Consider the following 13,351-nt stretch of genomic DNA (forward strand, 5'->3'; position numbering starts at 1 on the left):
CGCGACCCGCTCATCCCTCAAGAGAGCCAGGAGACGTTCCGTCCGCTTTCGCTGTGAGATCGCTGACAATCTCTTCGACCCTTTGACGCGCGACTTCAAGTCCGTGCCCGGTATCGATTACATAGTTTGCACGGGCGCGCTTCTCATGGTCCGGCATCTGCCGCGACAGGATCAGCGCGAACTTCTCGGGCGTCATGCCGGGCCGGGCGAGGACGCGGTCGCGCTGGATGTCGGCATCGCAACTGACGACCGCGACCGTATCCACCCGCGCCGCGCCGCCGGTTTCAAAGAGGAGGGGAATATCGAGGACGACGAGCGGCGTACCCGCCTCTTTCTCCCGCTTCAGGAAGGCCTGTTCTCGCGCGCGGACGAGAGGGTGGACGATCGCCTCCAGGGTCTTGAAGCCGTCCGGATGTCTTGCAAGTGCGGCACTCAGCGCCGCCCTGTCGACCGCGCCGTCTTTCGTGGAGCCGGGGAAAGCCGCTTCGATCGGGCCGACGGCCTGCCCGCGATAGAGATCGTGAACCACGGCATCGGCATCGTTGACGGGAACGCCGAGCGCCTTGAACATGTCGGCCGTCGTCGATTTGCCCATGCCGATTGATCCCGTGAGCCCGAGGACGATCATGTGTGTGCCGCCATGTCCGCGATGACGAGATCGCGGAGCGTTTCGTTCACGACGGGCTTTTGACCGAACCATTTCTCGAAGCCCGGGGCCGCCTGATGCAGCAACATGCCCAGCCCATCCACCACGGTGCGGCCCTGCGCCTGTGCCTGCGCCAGAATGGGCGTCATCAAGGGGACGTAGACGATATCGGTCACAACGGCGTTCGTCGGCATGGTCGTGAAATCGAAGTCGGGAACAGGCGTGCCATCCATTCCGAGAGAGGTGGTGTTGATGAACAGGCGTGCATCGGACAGAAGTTCCGGCAGGGCGTCCAGGGCATGAGGAACCACCCGGGTCCGTCCGAAACGATCGGAGAGTTCGCGGGCGCGCGGCAGCGTCCGATTGACGACATGAATGGTTTTCACGCCTCGATCGCGCACAGCCTGGATCACAGCACGGCTGGCCCCGCCCGCGCCGAGCACGATTGCCGTTCCGGCCTCATCCCATCCAGGCGCGCGCTCGTCGAGATTGGCGGCGAAGCCGATGCCGTCCGTGTTGGTCGCCCTCAGCCGGCCTTCTTCCAGCCAGATCGTGTTGGCGGCACCCATTTCCCGGCTGAGGGGATCGGCCTCGTCGACATGGGCGATGACCGTTTCCTTGTGGGGAATGGTGACGTTGCCGCCGATGAAGCCGGATTGTCCGGATTTAAGGAGCGCGATGAAATCGGGAAAGACAGCGGGCGTGACTTCCCGCGTGGTGTAGCTGCCTGTGAGACCCAGCGTCTTCAGCCAGTGCGCGTGGATCAGCGGCGAGCGCGAATGGCGCACGGGATAGCCCGCGACGAAGGCATGGTTAACAAATGTTTCACGTGAATCACGCATCGATCGCACGCAATCTTCTGAGTTCGTTCAGCAGCGGCAGGAGGGGCAAACCGAGGATCGTGAAATAGTCGCCCTCTATCGCCTCGAACAGCTGGATCCCCTCGCCTTCCAGCTGGTAGGCCCCGACACTGGTCAGCGCCTTGGTGCCGACGCGCTCCAGATGGCGGGCGATGAAGCTGTCATCCAGCGGTCGCATCGTCAGGCGCGCGGTCGAGACATGCGACCACACGGTCCGACCGTCCTGATGAAGCGCGATGGCGCTGTTCAACTGATGGGTCTTGCCCGACAGCGCCCGCAAGTGCTCATGCGCTTCCGCAATCGAGGTGGGTTTGTGAAAGACGCGGGCGCCGAGCGACATCGTCTGGTCCGAGCCAATGACCAGAGGACCGCGACCGGTTTCCGTCTCTTCGGTCTTCCCAGATTGCGCCGCCGCAAGAGCCGAGGCGACGGCTTGCGCCTTCGCCTCGGCCAGGACGGCTGCAACTTTTTCGGGAGAGGCACCTTCTGCTTCGAGCGGCGCTTCCAACGCGCGTTCGTCGATCGCGGCGGCCTGCCACGAAAAGGCGATGCCGGCATTGGCGAGCAGCATGCGCCGGAACGGGCTCGCGGAGGCGAGGACAAGCTGATGCGTCATGAATGATATTCTCCCTGTGCCGATTGCGGACTAGCGCAGGCGCGGCCTCAGGGCAACGATGGCGGCTGCCGTTTCCTCGATCGAACGACGGGTGACATCGATGATCGGCCAGTTGTTGCGCGCGCACAGCGCCCGCGCATATTTCAGTTCCTCGGCAATGGCCGCCCGGTCGGTGTATTCCTGACCGTGAAAGCCCTGCGTGCTGCCGAGCACCCTGTGCTCCCGCACCTGGGACACGCGGTCGGCCGTGGCGATGAGGCAAACGACCAGCGGTTTCGTTGCCTCCATCAGCCGCTCCGGTAGAGGCACGCCCGGAACGATCGGAATGTTGGCGGTGCGAATGCCGCGATTGGCGAGGTAGATGCTGGTCGGCGTTTTCGATGTCCGGCTGATCCCGATCAGGACGACATCGGCATCGTTGAAATCGGCGGGAAGCTGTCCATCGTCATGATCCATCGTGAAATTCAACGCGTCGATCCGTGCGAAATAATCCGCGTCCATCACGTGCTGCGCCCCGGAGCGCCGACGCGACGATGTGCCGAGATAGGTCTGGAACAGATCGATGATCGGCTCCAGCACAGATACGCAGGGCACGCCGATTTGTTGGCACTGGGCATTGATGATGTCGGAGAGTTCGCGATCGACGATCGTATAGAGAACGATGCCCGGCGCCTTGTCGATGGATTCCAGCACCTGCATCAATTGTTTGCGGTTTCGGATCAGCGGATAGACGTGCTCCAGCGCGTGATAGGTCTGGAATTGCGCCGCTGCTGCCCGGCCCGCTGCGATGAGCGTCTCCCCTGTCGAGTCGGAGATCAAATGGAGGTGGAAATAGTTTTTCTGATTGTCCACGCTATTCTCGGCCGCCTGTTGATGATGGTGGATGACGAGAGCCTAGGGGCGAGCCGCCCCGGCAGGCAAGGGGAAAACCTCCGACTTATTCACAAAGAGGCCAGCGCCGGCGTTCTTTTCGGAGAGCTTGTGAAAAAGACTCGCGATGCGACCGATCGCCGCCGACGATCAACAGCTCATCCACAGGCGGAAAATTGAGATGTGGATCTGCAAGTTGCTCCAACAACAGGATAATCCGAGCTTACGCTCTATATTGTCCCTGGAGCGCTCTGTCTTCATACCGCGATCTCCGGCGGGGAGATGCGCTGGGGACAAAAGACCGACAACCTTTAATCCTTGATAGTCACCGACTCTAAGAAATAGAAACCCTTAGATTCAAGATTCTATTTTAAGAGGGAAGCTGTGTGTGACGTCTGAAAACCGCAAACTCGTCCGGGTTCTGAACGGGGAGACACTGACCCCCCCTCCCATCTGGCTGATGCGCCAGGCCGGACGATATCTGCCGGAATATCGCGAGACGCGGGCGCGAGCGGGAAGTTTTCTCGATCTCTGTTACTCCCCGGACTTTGCCACGGAAGTGACGCTGCAGCCGATCCGGCGCTACGCCTTCGACGCGGCCATTCTGTTTTCGGATATCCTCGTCATTCCCGATGCCTTGAAGCGGAATGTCCGTTTCGAGGAGGGAAGCGGGCCGAAGCTCGATCCGATCGATGTCGCGGGAATTCAGGCTCTCGACGGAAGACCGGTTGCCGATCATCTGCGTCCCGTGATCGAGACCGTGGCGCGTCTGCGGCGGGAGCTACCAGATGAGACAGCGCTGCTCGGCTTTTGCGGAGCCCCTTGGACGGTTGCAACCTACATGATCGCCGGGCACGGGACGCCGGACCAGGCGCCGGCTCGCCTGTTCGCCTACCGGCATCCAGAAGCCTTCGACGCGTTGCTCGCCATCCTCGCGGAGCTTTCCGCGGATTACCTGGTTGCGCAGCTCGATGCCGGCGCGGACGCGGTTCAGATCTTTGATTCCTGGGCGGGCGTTCTCGGCGAAGATACGTTCGAGCGCTACGCGGTCGCGCCCGTCCGTCGGATCATCGACAGCGTTCGGGCCCGGCGCCCGGATGCAAAGATCATCGCCTTTGCCAAGGGTGCGGGTCTGCTGCTGAAGGACTATCGCCAGAAGACGCAGGCCGACGCGATCGGCCTCGACTGGTCGGTTCCCCTCTCGTTCGCCGTCGAGCTGCAGAAGGACGGGCCTGTGCAGGGCAATCTCGATCCGATGCGGGTGGTTGCCGGGGGCAAGGCGCTCGAAGAGGGCATCGACCGGATCCTCGATCGTCTCGGACAAGGGCCTCTGATCTTCAATCTCGGCCATGGCATCACGCCGCAGGCCGATCCCGCCCATGTCGCCGATCTCGTCGCCCGTGTCAGGAGGGGCGTATGAGCACCGCTGGGCGCGATGGGGATGGTTCCCGCCAGACCGATGCCCCGGCAGGCCGGAAATCGCGTCTGCGGGCTTTTGTGGCGCTTTCCGTCCTTGTCGCCATCGTCGTCGGCCTGATCGCCTGGCAGCCGGCGGATCTCATGCTCTGGATCAAGGCACTGCATGTCATCGCCGTCATTTCCTGGATGGCGGGGCTTCTCTACATGCCGCGGCTGTTCATCTATCACACCGACGCCGAGCCGGGATCGCAGACCTCCGAGACGTTCAAGGTCATGGAGCAGCGGCTTCTGAAAGTAATCATGCGCCCGGCCATGATGATCACCTGGACGCTCGGGCTCTATCTCGCCTGGAGCGTCTACGGTTTTCAGGGCGGTTGGCTGCACGCGAAAATTCTCGCGGTGATCCTGCTGACGGCCGTCCATCTGCATTACGCCGACGCCGTCGGGCGCTTTTCGCGGGACAGCGCGCGACGGACAGCGCGCTATTGGCGGCTGATGAACGAGGTCCCGACCGTTCTGATGATCGTCATCGTCATCCTCGTCATCGTGAAGCCGTTTTAGGCCATCACAGACATTTTAGCGTCTTGCATCCTTCGACCCCTTGCGGCGCAGACCGGAAGTCGCTAGCCTATGCCATCCCATCTTTCTGGCGCGCGTCCGAGTTCGAGTGGCTATCCCCCTGCCGCTCCCTCGACCCACACAGCGCCAGCCTTTCCATTCCCTCTGCAAGTGTGATTTTCCTTCATGGCTGAAATGAAGCTACAAGACCTCAAGAACAAATCTGCAACCGATCTTCTGGCATTTGCAGAATCGGTCGAGGTCGAAAACGCCAGCGTGATGCGCAAGCAGGAGCTGATGTTTGCCATTCTGAAGATGCTGGCGGCCCAGGACGTCGAGATCATCGGCGAAGGCGTGGTCGAGCTTCTCCAGGACGGCTTCGGCTTCCTGCGCTCCGCCAACGCCAACTACCTCCCCGGCCCCGACGATATCTACATCTCTCCCTCCCAGATCCGACGCTTTTCGCTGAAGACCGGCGATACGGTCGAGGGGCCGATCCGGGGACCGAAGGAAGGCGAACGCTATTTCGCGCTTCTGAAGGTCAACACGATCAATTTCGAAGATCCGGAAAAAATCCGGCACAAGGTTCACTTCGACAATCTGACGCCGCTCTATCCGAACGAGCGCTTCAAGATGGAGCTCGAGGTTCCCACGTCGAAGGACCTGTCGCCACGCGTCATGGATCTCGTGGCACCGCTCGGCAAGGGCCAGCGCGGCCTGATCGTCGCACCACCGCGGACAGGCAAGACCGTCCTGCTGCAGAACATCGCGCATTCGATCACTGCCAATCATCCGGAATGCTATCTGATCGTTCTTCTGATCGATGAGCGGCCGGAAGAAGTGACGGACATGCAGCGTTCCGTAAAGGGCGAGGTCGTGTCCTCGACCTTCGACGAGCCCGCAACGCGCCACGTTCAGGTCGCCGAAATGGTGATCGAGAAAGCGAAGCGGCTGGTCGAACATGGTCGCGACGTCGTTATTCTTCTCGACTCGATCACGCGACTGGGACGCGCTTACAACACGGTCGTCCCATCCTCCGGGAAGGTTTTGACGGGCGGCGTCGATGCCAATGCCCTGCAGCGCCCGAAGCGCTTCTTCGGCGCGGCACGCAATATCGAGGAAGGCGGATCGCTGACGATCGTGGCGACGGCGCTGATCGACACGGGCAGCCGCATGGACGAAGTCATCTTCGAAGAGTTCAAGGGAACCGGTAACTCGGAAATCGTGCTTGATCGCAAGGTCGCCGACAAGCGCATCTTCCCGGCCATGGATATCCTGAAATCGGGAACCCGCAAGGAAGACCTGCTCGTCCCGCGTCAGGATCTCCAGAAGATCTTCGTCCTTCGCCGTATCCTCGCGCCCATGGGCACAACCGATGCGATCGAGTTCCTGATCGACAAGCTGAAGCAGACGAAAACGAACGGCGATTTCTTCGACTCGATGAACACCTGACGTCGCACGATCTGAAGTCGGAGATCGCCGAAACGCTCGGTCTCCGCTCATGCTGGACGAACTCATCATCCCTGGCGTCGTCCAGGGATTTTTTATTGGTCGCAAGGCAGGATTCTGAGCGAGTTTCTGAAGGGCAATGCGGATGGCGGCGGCAAGCGACACGATCTATTCCCTTTCGTCCGGTGGCCTGCCGTCCGGTGTTGCGGTCATCCGGATCAGTGGGTCACTGGCTTTGAGTGTCTGCGACAGCCTCTGTGGCGGACCTGTCATCCCCCGGCTTGCAATGCTCAGAACGATTCGGTCCCGGAACGGAGAACTGCTCGATCAGGGTCTGGTCCTGGCCTTTCCAGCGCCAGCCTCCTTTACCGGCGAAGACTGCGTCGAGCTGCAGATCCATGGCGGGCGCGCCGTTGTCGGCCGCGTTCTTGATGAACTCGCCGGCATCCCGTTCTTTCGTCATGCCGAGGCTGGAGAATTTTCCAGACGCGCCCTTGCGAACGGCAAGCTGGACCTCCTGGAGATCGAGGGTCTCGCCGATCTTCTGTCCGCCGAAACGGACATGCAGCGCCGGTTGGCGAGCGAGCATGCGCGTGGAGATGTGTCGCAGCTTTATCAAAGCTGGGCGAAGCGTTTGACGCACGCCCGCGCGATGATCGAAGCGGAACTCGACTTCGCCGACGAGGACGATGTCCCCGGCTCTGTCAGCGCCTCGATCTGGCGGGACATGACCCACCTGAAAGCGGAGATCGAGCATCATCTCGACGGGGCAAGAGCCGGCGCGATCATCCGCGACGGCTACCGTGTGGTGATCTCCGGTCCGCCGAATGCCGGGAAATCCAGCCTTCTGAATGCGCTTGCGAAGCAAGACATCGCCATCGTCACGGACATTGCAGGAACGACACGGGACGTTCTAAGCGTCGATATTTCATTAGCCGGATTCGCCGTGAAGCTGTTCGACACGGCCGGTTTGCGAGAAACAACCGACGTTGTCGAGCAGGAGGGCATTCGACGGGCGCGGCATATCCAAGCGGATGCAGACATTCTTCTCTGTCTATCGGACACACCGGATGGCTTTCTGATCCCTGACCATCCGCACTTGGATGTTCTCAAGGTGGCCACCAAGATTGATATTTCGGCTGGTTCGTGGGATAGGTCCGGCGCAGATATCTTCGTTTCGGTCGAAACGCAGGATGGCTTGCAGGCTCTTCTAGAGGCGCTCGTGGAGCGTCTTCCGAAAAGAACTGCCGGTGAGGTGCTCGCGCTTCCCTCCCGGCGGAGACATGCGGATCACTTGAGGCAATGCGCGACAGCGCTGAATTTGGCCATCGAGACCATTGATCTCGACATCCAATCGGAGTTGCTGCGGCAGTCCAGCGATGCGTTAGGGCGCATAACAGGGAGAGTGGATGTTGAGGATCTGCTCGATGTTGTCTTCTCAGAATTCTGTATCGGCAAATGATCTGCAACGCATGCGAGTCATACCGCACGTTTCACGTGAAACATTGAATCGGAGTCGAAATGACCGTCTCATATGATGTTGTCGTCGTTGGCGGAGGCCATGCGGGTTGCGAAGCCGCGGCCGTTGCCGCAAGGCTCGGCGCCACTGTCGCATTGGTGACCCACAAGCGCGAGACCATTGGTGTCATGTCGTGCAATCCTGCGATCGGCGGTCTGGGTAAAGGTCATCTCGTTCGCGAGATCGACGCATTCGACGGTCTGATGGGCCGCGTTGCCGACAGTGCCGGGATCCAGTTTCGTCTCCTCAATCGCAAGAAAGGCCCTGCCGTTCGTGGCCCTCGAACGCAGGCCGATCGACGCCTCTACCGCGAAGCCATGCAGGCCGAACTCTCGGGGCTGGAGGGCTTGACGATCATCGAGGGTGATGTGGTCGATCTCGTTTGTGATAACGGCTTGATTGCCGGCGTGACACTCTCGAGCGGAAAGGTCGTCTCTTGTGGCGCGGTTGTCTTGACGACGGGAACATTCCTGCGCGGCCTGATCCATATCGGCGACAAGAAAATTCCGGCGGGACGCGTTGGCGAGGCTCCGTCTCTCGGTCTTTCGAAGGTCTTGCAAGACCATGCGATTGCGCTGGGACGATTGAAGACCGGTACGCCGGCGCGGCTTGATGGGCGCACCATCGCGTGGGACAGAATCGGAAGCCAGGCGGCAGATGCGGAACCTGTGCCTTTCTCCTTCATGACGGATAGGATCACCACGCGGCAGATCGAATGCGGTGTGACACGAACGACAGAGCACACACATCGAATTATTGAAGAAAACCTGCAGCGCTCCGCCATGTATTCCGGACAGATCGCCGGGGTCGGTCCGCGCTACTGTCCGTCGATCGAAGACAAGATCGTTAAGTTTGGAGAACGTGACGGGCATCAGATCTTCTTAGAGCCGGAAGGCCTGGATGATCACACCGTCTATCCGAATGGAATTTCGACATCCCTGCCCGAGGATGTTCAAGCCGCGTTTATCCGGACCATTCCCGGTCTTGAGGACGCGCATATCCTTCAACCGGGCTATGCGATAGAATATGATCATGTCGATCCGCGCGAATTATCAGCGACGCTCGAGGTTAAAAAAATCCCCGGCCTGTTTCTCGCGGGTCAAATCAATGGCACGACGGGCTATGAAGAAGCCGGGGCTCAGGGACTCGTTGCCGGGCTGAACGCAGCGCGGAAAGCGGGCCACCTAGCACCACATGTCTTCTCACGGACGGATTCCTATATTGGCGTCATGATCGATGATTTGATCACCCGCGGTGTTGCCGAGCCCTACCGCATGTTCACCTCGCGCGCGGAGTATCGATTGTCTCTTCGTGCCGACAATGCCGATATGCGTCTGACGCCGGCTGCCATAAAGCTCGGCTGTGTGGGACGAGAGAGGAAAACCCGGTTCGAGGATTGGCAGAGAGACTTCAATGACGCGAAGGAAACGCTTCATCAGCGGACCCTCACGCCGAACGAAGCAGCCACCCACGGTTTAAGTCTGAACAAGGACGGACAGCGACGCTCCGCCTTCGATCTCCTGTCCCACGCCGACATTACCCTATCGCGCCTAGCGGGTATCTGGCCTGACTTGCGCCATGTCGCGCCAAAGCTGGCTGAGGCGATCGAAATTGACGCGCATTATGCCGTTTATATGGAGCGTCAATCCTCCGACATCCTGCGCGCTCGTAAGGAAGAAGATCGAACCATCCCCGGGGACTTCTCCTATAGCAATCTGACCGGGCTTTCGAATGAACTGAGGCAGAAGCTGTCCCGGATCCAGCCCAGGAATTTTGCGCAGTTGCAGGTCATCGATGGTATGACACCATCAGCGGCCACTTTGATCCTGACCCATCTCCAACGCCATGAGCGGCGCAATACAGCAGAGGGTGTACACTGATGGCGAGTCAGACGTCAGGAATAAACGGTCTACGTGTTTCACGTGAAACGCAGGATCGGTTAGAGCACTTCACACAGTTGTTTCTGAAATGGGCGAGGACCATCAATCTTGTCGCGCCGTCCACACTTGGCGATCTTGGCAATCGGCATATCCGCGATAGCGCGCAAATCTACCAGTTGGCTCCCGGCCCGAAGACGTGGATCGACCTTGGCAGTGGTGGCGGCTTTCCCGGCGTCATCACATCCATTCTGCTGGCAGAGATCTCTGACGGGTGGGTTCATCTTGTGGAAAGCAACCAGAAGAAAGCAGCATTTCTCCGCGTCGCGCTCCAGGAGACGGGCGCACGCGGGTCCGTTCATGTTCTGCGGATCGAAGACGCGCCCGCGAAACTTCCCGCCTGCGACGCGATCTCCGCTCGCGCTGTTGCGGATCTCTCGCTTCTCCTTCAGTTCATCGCTCCCTGGATGTCGAGCGGCTCGACGCGCGCCTTTTTCCATAAAGGGCGGGATTATGAGGCCGAGATCGCGAAAGCGCGTGGCCGGTATGATTTCGATCTGGTAAAACATCAAAGCATTGTCGAGGCTGACTCCGTCATTCTCGAGGTCACGCGGATGCAGCAGCTTAGCCAAGGCGCAGGAGCGATCAATGTCGCGGGATAAAAACAGGATCATCACGATCGCCAATCAGAAAGGTGGGGTGGGGAAAACCACGACAGCCATCAATCTGGCGACGGCTCTGGCGGCGATCGGAGAGTCTGTTTTGATCATCGATCTCGACCCTCAAGGGAATGCCAGCACGGGACTGGGTATCCAACGGCGTGACCGACGTTTTTCGTCCTACGATCTGATGATGGGAACGCATTCGATCGAGACGATCGTCCACCCGACCGTTGTGCCAAACCTATCGATCATTCCATCAACGATGGATCTGCTGGGTCTGGAGATGGAGATTTCCGGTCAGAGTGACCGCGTCTTCCGCCTGCGGAAAGCGCTCGCGTCTCCGGAGGCGCTGGCCTATTCCTACGTTCTGGTGGATTGCCCTCCCTCGTTCAATCTTCTAACCATGAACGCCATGGCGGCCGCCCACTCGGTTCTCGTCCCGCTTCAATGCGAATTCTTCGCATTGGAAGGGCTGAGCCAGCTTCTGGAGACGGTCGATCAGATCCGTAGAAGCGTCAATCCGCAGCTCGACATACAGGGCATCGTTCTCACGATGTTCGACTCCCGAAACAACCTTGCGCAGCAGGTCGTGACGGACGTTCGCACGCATCTCGGTGAGAAGGTCTATCACACACTAATCCCGCGGAATGTCCGGGTTTCAGAGGCGCCCTCGTATGGCAAACCGGCAATCCTTTACGATTTGAAGTGCGCCGGTAGTCAGGCCTATTTGCAATTGGCATCCGAAGTCATCCAGCGCGAACGCCAGCGCAAGGCAGCGGCGTAATCGATTCGGCTCCAGAATCATGAGGAGAACGGCATGAACGAAGATCCTGCGCGACGCCGTCTCGGGCGTGGATTGGCAGCATTGATCGGTGAAATGGATCAGCCGATGGCTGCCGAGGCTGCGCCAGTTCCGACGGTGCCAGCTGATCGTCGTGTTCCGATCGAACATATCACACGCAATCCGCGCAACCCACGACGGACATTCGACCAGTCCGAGTTACAGGATCTGGCAAATTCCGTCCGTCAACATGGAATCGTTCAGCCGGTGGTCGTCCGCACGGTTGGTGGCGATCGATTTGAGATCATCGCCGGCGAGCGGCGCTGGCGAGCTGCTCAACTTGCCGGTTTCTCCGATATCCCGGTTATTGTGCGCGATGTCGACGATCGGACGGCCCTTGAGATCGCGATCGTCGAAAACGTGCAGCGCTCGGACCTTAACCCGCTCGAAGAGGCGATGGGGTACGAGCTGCTGATTGCCGATCATGGCTATACCCAGAACGATCTGGGAGAGATCATCGGCAAGAGCCGCAGCCATGTTGCCAATAGTCTTAGGCTGCTGAAGCTGCCGGAGCCCGTGCGGGATATGCTGTCGTCTGGGACATTGTCGGCCGGCCATGCGCGTGCGCTCATCCCGACCTCCGATCCGACCACCCTCGCCCGCGCGATCATCTCAAAGGGTCTTTCGGTTCGCGATACGGAGAAGCTCGCACAGAACGATATCCGGGCGCAGAATGACCCAGGCTTCGGTTCAAAGCCGCGGCCGGAAAAGGACGCCGACACCGTTGCGCTGGAACGGTCTCTCACCGATCGGCTCGGGCTCGAAGTTTCGGTCAATCATCGGGCGAGTGGCGGCCATTTGAAGATCAGCTACACGACGCTCGAACAGCTGGAAGATATCTGCCGGCTGCTTGAACGCCGATAAGCGCATATAGACAGAACGCCATCGACCGTGCGTGAAAATGGGTTCTCGATCCGGTTCGAGCCCCGATGCACCGTTGGCCAGTATGATGACGAGGCCGGCTCCGAGACCCGGCTGGAGCGTCAGCGTCTCAGTTGGAGGCGCGTTGTCTCGCTGCCTGGAATGCGATGGCAATCAGGGCCTGGCTGGCGATATCCGCTTCCAGCGTCTGGCGTCCGCGGCTTTGCAGGATGGCGTTCTGAAGTCTCTGGAGATCACGCCGGATGGTCTGAAGCCCCCAGTTCTTCAACGCCGCCTCGATCAGTGGCTTGCGTCGAAAGTGGATGCCGCGGCCGAGCGTCGCTGTGACCTGTGAGGGTCCGATCCGTTTCGCGTCCATTTCCGCGCGCAGAATATCGAGCTGTTGGAACTGGCGCAGGCAGCTCTGCAGCACGAGAAACATCGATGTCTTCGATGCTTCCACTTTCCTGAGAGAGGTCATGAGGCGGTCCATATCGCCTTGGAGAACGGCGTCCACCGCGTCATCGACCGAGGTGGAGCTGGCATCGCCGATGATCTCCAGGACATGGTGCTCCTCGATCACCGGCTCGTCGCGGCAATAGAGTGCAAGCTTCACGATCTCGTTCCGGGATGCCAGCCGGTCGGCGCCGAGAAGGTCGCGCAGGGCCTCGCGCGCGGCCGGCGTGATGCGAAGGCCGGCAGCCCCCAATTCTTTGTCGATCAAACCATTGATGGCTTTGACGTCGTCCGCATAACAGGCGACGGAGAGGACGCTTCGTGCGGTTTCGCCGATCTTGCGAAGTGCTGCCCCCTTCTTCAGGTCACCCGCTTCGATAATGACGAAGGCATCGCGCGGCGGCTCTTCGGCAAGATAGGATAGGCCTTCGCTGAGAGATTTTTCCGTGCCGGCCGCCCGCACCCAGACAAGCTTGCCGCCGCCGAAGAGGCCAAGAGAATTGGCTTCGTCGGCCAGTCTGCCCGAAGACAGGTCGCTGCCATCCAGCTTGATGAGGGAGAAGGGATCGTCCAGCGCAATCCCGGTCTTTTCGGCGAGCGCTGCAGCGCGTTCAGCGACGAGACCCCGGTCGGGCCCGTAGAAAATATAAAGCCGCTGGCTGGGCAGCGGCCTTTCCACGAAGCTGTCGAACTCGTGGGATTTGATTTCGCTCATGC

13 protein-coding genes are annotated in these 13,351 nt (G+C 60.0%); 8 read left to right on the top strand and 5 right to left on the bottom strand.

Annotated elements, in window-relative coordinates; translation table 11 throughout:
* Positions 1-10: 10 nt before the first annotated feature.
* Genes coaE through C8J36_RS11585 form a run of 4 tightly spaced genes read right to left on the bottom strand, consistent with a single transcriptional unit; the run spans position 11 to position 2,974 of the window.
* Positions 11-628, bottom strand: a complete 618-nt coding sequence (gene coaE / locus C8J36_RS11570; RefSeq protein ID WP_132535058.1) for a dephospho-CoA kinase — start codon at positions 626-628, stop codon at positions 11-13.
* On the bottom strand, positions 625-1,488 hold the full coding sequence (locus C8J36_RS11575) for a shikimate dehydrogenase (RefSeq protein WP_132535060.1): 864 nt from the start codon (positions 1,486-1,488) through the stop codon (positions 625-627). The genes coaE and C8J36_RS11575 overlap by 4 nt, the downstream gene beginning before the upstream one ends.
* The gene (locus tag C8J36_RS11580; RefSeq protein ID WP_132535062.1) at positions 1,481-2,122 is read right to left on the bottom strand and encodes a Maf-like protein; all 642 of its coding nucleotides are present in this window, start codon (positions 2,120-2,122) and stop codon (positions 1,481-1,483) included. Before C8J36_RS11580 ends, C8J36_RS11575 begins: the two co-directional genes overlap by 8 nt.
* Positions 2,123-2,152: 30 nt before the next feature.
* Entirely contained in the window at positions 2,153-2,974 is an 822-nt protein-coding gene (locus C8J36_RS11585) for a pyruvate, water dikinase regulatory protein (RefSeq protein WP_062593557.1), read from the bottom strand.
* Positions 2,975-3,380: 406 nt separating this feature from the next.
* Between C8J36_RS11585 and hemE the strand changes: the two genes are divergently transcribed.
* The 8 genes from hemE (at position 3,381) to C8J36_RS11625 (ending at position 12,181) form a co-directional block, all read left to right on the top strand.
* On the top strand, positions 3,381-4,412 hold the full coding sequence (gene hemE / locus C8J36_RS11590) for a uroporphyrinogen decarboxylase (protein WP_132535064.1): 1,032 nt from the start codon (positions 3,381-3,383) through the stop codon (positions 4,410-4,412).
* Positions 4,409-4,972, top strand: coding sequence for a protoporphyrinogen oxidase HemJ (gene hemJ, locus C8J36_RS11595; RefSeq protein WP_132535066.1), 564 nt, complete (start codon positions 4,409-4,411; stop codon positions 4,970-4,972). Before hemE ends, hemJ begins: the two co-directional genes overlap by 4 nt.
* Positions 4,973-5,155: 183 nt before the next feature.
* Positions 5,156-6,421: a transcription termination factor Rho gene (gene rho, locus C8J36_RS11600; protein ID WP_092990171.1), complete on the top strand. Its 1,266-nt coding sequence runs from the start codon at positions 5,156-5,158 to the stop codon at positions 6,419-6,421.
* A gap of 136 nt (positions 6,422-6,557) precedes the next feature.
* Complete coding sequence (gene mnmE, locus C8J36_RS11605; RefSeq protein ID WP_165915036.1) at positions 6,558-7,880, top strand: tRNA uridine-5-carboxymethylaminomethyl(34) synthesis GTPase MnmE; 1,323 nt, start codon at positions 6,558-6,560, stop codon at positions 7,878-7,880.
* 59 nt (positions 7,881-7,939) lie between these two features.
* Positions 7,940-9,817, top strand: a complete 1,878-nt coding sequence (gene mnmG / locus C8J36_RS11610) for a tRNA uridine-5-carboxymethylaminomethyl(34) synthesis enzyme MnmG (RefSeq protein ID WP_132535070.1) — start codon at positions 7,940-7,942, stop codon at positions 9,815-9,817.
* Positions 9,814-10,476 carry a 16S rRNA (guanine(527)-N(7))-methyltransferase RsmG gene (gene rsmG, locus C8J36_RS11615; RefSeq protein WP_207897498.1) on the top strand — a complete coding sequence of 221 codons (663 nt, stop codon included), beginning with the start codon at positions 9,814-9,816 and terminating at the stop codon, positions 10,474-10,476. Before mnmG ends, rsmG begins: the two co-directional genes overlap by 4 nt.
* The gene (locus C8J36_RS11620) at positions 10,463-11,260 is read left to right on the top strand and encodes a ParA family protein (RefSeq protein ID WP_132535074.1); all 798 of its coding nucleotides are present in this window, start codon (positions 10,463-10,465) and stop codon (positions 11,258-11,260) included. Before rsmG ends, C8J36_RS11620 begins: the two co-directional genes overlap by 14 nt.
* A 33-nt stretch (positions 11,261-11,293) precedes the next feature.
* Positions 11,294-12,181: a ParB/RepB/Spo0J family partition protein gene (locus C8J36_RS11625; protein WP_132535076.1), complete on the top strand. Its 888-nt coding sequence runs from the start codon at positions 11,294-11,296 to the stop codon at positions 12,179-12,181.
* 127 nt (positions 12,182-12,308) lie between these two features.
* On the opposite strand, the gene holA is transcribed toward C8J36_RS11625, so the two are convergent.
* Positions 12,309-13,349: a DNA polymerase III subunit delta gene (holA, locus tag C8J36_RS11630; RefSeq protein ID WP_132535078.1), complete on the bottom strand. Its 1,041-nt coding sequence runs from the start codon at positions 13,347-13,349 to the stop codon at positions 12,309-12,311.
* Positions 13,350-13,351 lie beyond the last annotated feature (2 nt).

Origin of the sequence: Rhizobium sp. PP-F2F-G48, from assembly GCF_004342335.1 — a bacterium.
Classification (GTDB): Bacteria; Pseudomonadota; Alphaproteobacteria; order Rhizobiales; family Rhizobiaceae; genus Ferranicluibacter.

Bases quoted from the DNA above. Each gene is read 5' to 3' on its own strand.
- coaE (WP_132535058.1), bottom strand. From the start codon at position 628: ATGATCGTCCTCGGGCTCACGGGATCAATCGGCATGGGCAAATCGACG.
- C8J36_RS11575 (WP_132535060.1), bottom strand. From the start codon at position 1,488: ATGCGTGATTCACGTGAAACATTTGTTAACCATGCCTTCGTCGCGGGC.
- C8J36_RS11580 (WP_132535062.1), bottom strand. From the start codon at position 2,122: ATGACGCATCAGCTTGTCCTCGCCTCCGCGAGCCCGTTCCGGCGCATG.
- hemJ (WP_132535066.1), top strand. From the start codon at position 4,409: ATGAGCACCGCTGGGCGCGATGGGGATGGTTCCCGCCAGACCGATGCC.
- rho (WP_092990171.1), top strand. From the start codon at position 5,156: ATGGCTGAAATGAAGCTACAAGACCTCAAGAACAAATCTGCAACCGAT.
- mnmE (WP_165915036.1), top strand. From the start codon at position 6,558: ATGCGGATGGCGGCGGCAAGCGACACGATCTATTCCCTTTCGTCCGGT.
- mnmG (WP_132535070.1), top strand. From the start codon at position 7,940: ATGACCGTCTCATATGATGTTGTCGTCGTTGGCGGAGGCCATGCGGGT.
- C8J36_RS11620 (WP_132535074.1), top strand. From the start codon at position 10,463: ATGTCGCGGGATAAAAACAGGATCATCACGATCGCCAATCAGAAAGGT.
- C8J36_RS11625 (WP_132535076.1), top strand. From the start codon at position 11,294: ATGAACGAAGATCCTGCGCGACGCCGTCTCGGGCGTGGATTGGCAGCA.
- holA (WP_132535078.1), bottom strand. From the start codon at position 13,349: ATGAGCGAAATCAAATCCCACGAGTTCGACAGCTTCGTGGAAAGGCCG.